Below are 4,299 nucleotides of genomic sequence, written 5' to 3' on the forward strand. Positions count from 1 at the left end.
ATCTTGGCCCAGTTGCGCGTCCCCTGCTGCTTGAGGTGCGAGACCTGCAGCGGGCACCCGGCACCACGCGCCACCGCGATGGATTCGTCGATCGCTTCGAGCAGCTGGTCGTCCTCATTGCGCATATGCGTGGCATACGGCAAGCGACGCGCCGACAGCGGTCGACTGAGCGCGATCAGCTCATCCAGCGGTGCGAATGCGCCCGGTGTGTACTCCAGCCCGGTCGAAGCGCCGCACGCCCCCTCGCGCAGGGCCTGCTCCACCATGCCCGCCATGCGCGCCACTTCGTCGGCGGTGGCGCGACGGTCGGCCTCCCCCACGACGGCGCCGCGCACGGACCCCAACCCCACCATCGAGGCCACGTTGACCGTGGGACCGATCGCCGTGAGCCCCTGCTCCCACGCAGCGAACGATGCGTCCGGCGCCCCGGTGAAACGGGACCCGCCGTCGGCCCCCACGACGATCGTCGTGATCCCCTGCCGAATCACCGACTCGGCGCGCGGGTCGTCACGCAGGTTCCCGTCGCCGTGGGAGTGGATATCCACGAACCCTGGCGAGACCACCAGCCCCGTGGCGTCGATCTCCTGCGCCCCACGTTCGGTGAGACGGGCCGTCATGGCGCTCACCCGCCCCTGACGGATCGCCACGTCCATCACGCGCCCTTCGCCACCCGCACCGTCGAACACGGTGCCGCCGCGAATCACCAGATCGTGGGCCTGACGCCCCGGAACGTGCACGGCCGGCGCCCAGCCAGCCGCGAACGGACCCGCGGCCAGCGCCATGGTGCCCTGCTCGAGAAACCGCCGACGGGACGTCATCGCGTCGCTCCCGGACCGAGTACGACGCGCCCCGGTTTCGCCCCGGTGTGCTCGCCGTCCTTGAGTACCTGCACCCCGTTCACGAACACATCGCGTACGCCGGTCGCGTACTGGTGCGGCTGTTCGAAGGTGGCGTTGTCGCGTACCGTCGCAGGATCGAAGAGCACCACATCGGCGAAGTACCCGGGCTTGAGCGCCCCACGTCGCTGGATACGGAGGTTGGCGGCAGGCAGCGATGTCATGCGGCGCACGGCCTCCTGCAGCGTAAGCACCTGCTGATCGCGCACGTAGCGACCGAGAATGCGCGCGAAGGTCCCGTACGCCCGCGGATGCGTATTGCTCTTGAGGAAGTTGCCCTCCGGCGCCATGGAGCCCGCATCGGAGCCCACGCTCACCCACGGCTTCTTCAGCTGCGCCGCAATGTTGTCCTCGTCGATGATGAAGTAGATCGTGCCCACGCGCGTGCCGTCACGGATCACGAGATCCATCGCCGTTTCCTCGGGCGACGTGCCACGGAGCTTCGCGACCTCGGCCAGGGTCTTTCCCGTATACCGCTTGAGCGAGTCGGCCTTGAAGCCAGCCAGCACCACGCGATCCGGCGAACCGGCCGCGAGCAACAGACTCTCCCACTTGTCGGTCGGCGTGCGCATCTCCTCGGCCACCTTCTTGCGGATGGCGGGATCCTGCAGCCGTTTGGCCCACGCGGCATAACCGCCCTCCTGGACCCACGGCGGCATGGCGGCATCCAGCCCCGTCGCCCCCGCGGTATACGGGTAGACATCGGCCGTGATCTCGAGCCCCGCGGCGCGGACCGAATCGATGCGTGCGAGTACGCGCGCCATCTTGGGCCAGTTGGCCTCACCGGCGGCCTTGAGGTGATAGATCTCGGCGCGGGCGCCCGACTCGCGCGCGATCGTGATCAGTTCGTCGACCGCTTCCTCGAGCTTCACGCCCTCGCTGCGCATGTGCGAGATGTACATGCCACCATAGGGCGCCGCGGCCTTCATGAGCGCGACCAGTTCGGACGTTTTCGCATAGAACGCCGGTGCGTAAATGAGCGAGGAGCCCACCCCCAGCGCGCCTTCTTCCATGGCGAGGCGCACATCGGCCTGCATGGCCTCGAGTTCGGCAGCGGTGGGCTCGCGGTCATCCCATCCCACGTGGTTGATGCGCACGGTGGTGGCCCCCACGAACGAGGCGATGTTGGTACTGATCCCCTTGGCCACGAGCGAGTCCTGATAGCCGCGCAGCGTGCGCCACGTTACCGGGAACGTGATGTCGCCCTGATCGGCGAGCATCTCGGCGCGCAACGTGTCCGAGAGCGGGCCCATCGACGATCCCTCGCCCATGACCTCGAGCGTAACCCCCTGGCGGATGTCGCCTTGCGACTTGCCGTCTTCGATCAGGGTTTCCGTGGCCCAGCTCAGCATGTTGATGAAGCCAGGCGAGACCGCCAGGCCGGCCGCGTTCACCTCGATGCGTCCGCGACCGGGGACCGCCCCGACCGCCACGATCGAATCGCCATTGATTGCCAGATCACCGGTGATCGGCGCCCCCCCCGATCCGTCGTAAATGGTCCCACCGCGGATGACCACATCGTGGACCGGCGACGCCGTACACCCGGAGGCGATGGCGAGAAGCGCAGGAAGCGTACGGACAGCAGCGAGGCGGAAGCGACCCATTGGGCGTCTCGAGGTCGGGGAGAAGCGTGAACCGGCGGACCATGTAGCCATGGTAACGCAGGTGGACGGCCCGCGTATCCGAATCCCCCCGAAGCTGGCACCATTCCGGATCGTTCGTTAGGCTCTATGCATCACCACGGCCTGACCAATGGACCGGCATGCCGCGGTCACCCCCTCCCCTCCGACGCGCATCCCGGGCGTTTCCGCCACGATGGCGCGTCGGTCCCGCCAGCCCAGCCGCATGACCTCATCGACCGCCTCTGCCCTCGAGGGCAGGCCTTCGTCATCGCCTTTCGCCGCGTGGCGCGATGACATTCCGGCGTCCGTGGTAGTGTTTCTCGTGGCCTTGCCGCTCTGCCTGGGCGTGGCGCTCGCCTCGGGCGCCCCGCTGCTGTCCGGCGTGATTGCGGGCGTGGTGGGCGGCCTCGTGGTCGGGGCCGCGTCTGGCTCGCAGCTCATGGTGAGCGGCCCCGCGGCCGGCCTCACCGCCATTGTCTTGGCCGGCATTGCCCAGGTTGGCGGTTTTCCCCGCTTCCTGCCGGCGGTCATCTTGGGCGGTGCACTACAGATCATCCTCGGCGTGGCTCGCGCCGGCGTGATCGGCTACTACTTCCCCTCGTCGGTCATCAAGGGGATGCTCGCCGCGATCGGCCTCACGCTGATTCTCAAGCAGATCCCGCACGCCGTCGGCTACGACGCGGACTACGAGGGGGACTTTGCGTTTGTGAGCCCCAGCGGAGAAACCACCTTCGGCGCGATCAGCAATGCGTTCACGCAGGTGCAGCCCGGCGCCATCGCCGTGGCCGTGCTGGGGGTGGCGCTGATGATGCTCTGGCCACGGACGCCACTCGCCAAGGTGAAGCTCTTTCCCGCGCCGTTAGCGGCGGTCTTCGTCGGGGTGGGGATCAATGAGCTGCTGCTGGCGCTCGAGCCGTCGTTCGCCATCCGTGGCACGCACCTCGTGTCGTTGCCCACGACGGGCGTGAATGGCGTGTTGTCGCAGATTGCGCGCCCCGATTGGAGTGCACTGGGTGATCAGCAGGTCTGGATGCTCGCGGTCACGCTTGGCGTCGTGGCGAGCCTCGAGTCGCTGCTCAGCCTCGAGGCCACCAACAAGCTCGATCCCGAAAAGCGGGACGCGCCCGCCAACCGCGAGCTCTTTGCGCAGGGGCTTGGCAACGTACTCTCGGGCTTCTTCGGTGGTCTGCCCGTCACGGGCGTCATCGTGCGCAGCTCCGCCAACGTGGACGCTGGTGCGCGCTCGCGGCTATCCGCGATCGTACACGGCGCATGGTTGGTGGTGGCGGTGCTTGCGCTTGCACCGCTGCTGAACCGCATTCCTCTTGCAGCGCTCGCGGCGGTGCTGCTGGTCACCGGCTTCAAGCTCACCACGCCGGCGCTCTGGAGAAGCGCCTGGCACTTGGGGTGGTCGCACTTCATCCCGTTCGCCGTGACGATCATGGCCATCCTCTTCACCGATCTGCTGCGCGGCATCGGCGTGGGCCTCGTGGTGGGTCTCGGCTTCATCATCGCCGAGCACATGCGCCGTCCGGCACTGTCGAAGGTGAGTCCGCCGGGCGCCATCCTCACGCGATACATGTTACCTGACCAGGTGACGTTCCTCAGCAAGGCGAACCTGTCGCAGACGCTCGACGCACTCCCGCACAACACGCGCGTGGAGATTGATGGCCGCAAGACGACCCGCTTCGACAACGACGCCCTCGAAGTGCTGTTGTCGTTCCGCGAAACCGCACGTACCCGCAATATCGACTACCGCCTCGTGGGCATCCCCGAGACCG

Annotated in this window: 3 protein-coding genes; 1 reads left to right on the forward strand and 2 read right to left on the reverse strand. The window is 67.6% G+C overall.

Features of this window, described 5'->3' with window-relative positions; translation table 11 throughout:
* Positions 1 to 818 (reverse strand): amidohydrolase family protein (locus ACIQ51_RS14005; protein ID WP_396205682.1); only part of this gene is annotated, 818 nt, incomplete at its 3' end.
* Complete coding sequence (locus ACIQ51_RS14010) at positions 815 to 2,500, reverse strand: amidohydrolase family protein (protein WP_396205683.1); 1,686 nt, start codon at positions 2,498 to 2,500, stop codon at positions 815 to 817. The genes ACIQ51_RS14010 and ACIQ51_RS14005, both read right to left, overlap by 4 nt.
* A 325-nt stretch (positions 2,501 to 2,825) precedes the next feature.
* Between ACIQ51_RS14010 and ACIQ51_RS14015 the strand changes: the two genes are divergently transcribed.
* Positions 2,826 to 4,299, forward strand: a 1,474-nt coding sequence (locus tag ACIQ51_RS14015) for a SulP family inorganic anion transporter (RefSeq protein ID WP_396205684.1), incomplete at its 3' end; no start/stop codon positions are given.

It is taken from the genome of Gemmatimonas sp. (genome assembly GCF_044344655.1).
Classification (GTDB): Bacteria; Gemmatimonadota; Gemmatimonadetes; order Gemmatimonadales; family Gemmatimonadaceae; genus Gemmatimonas.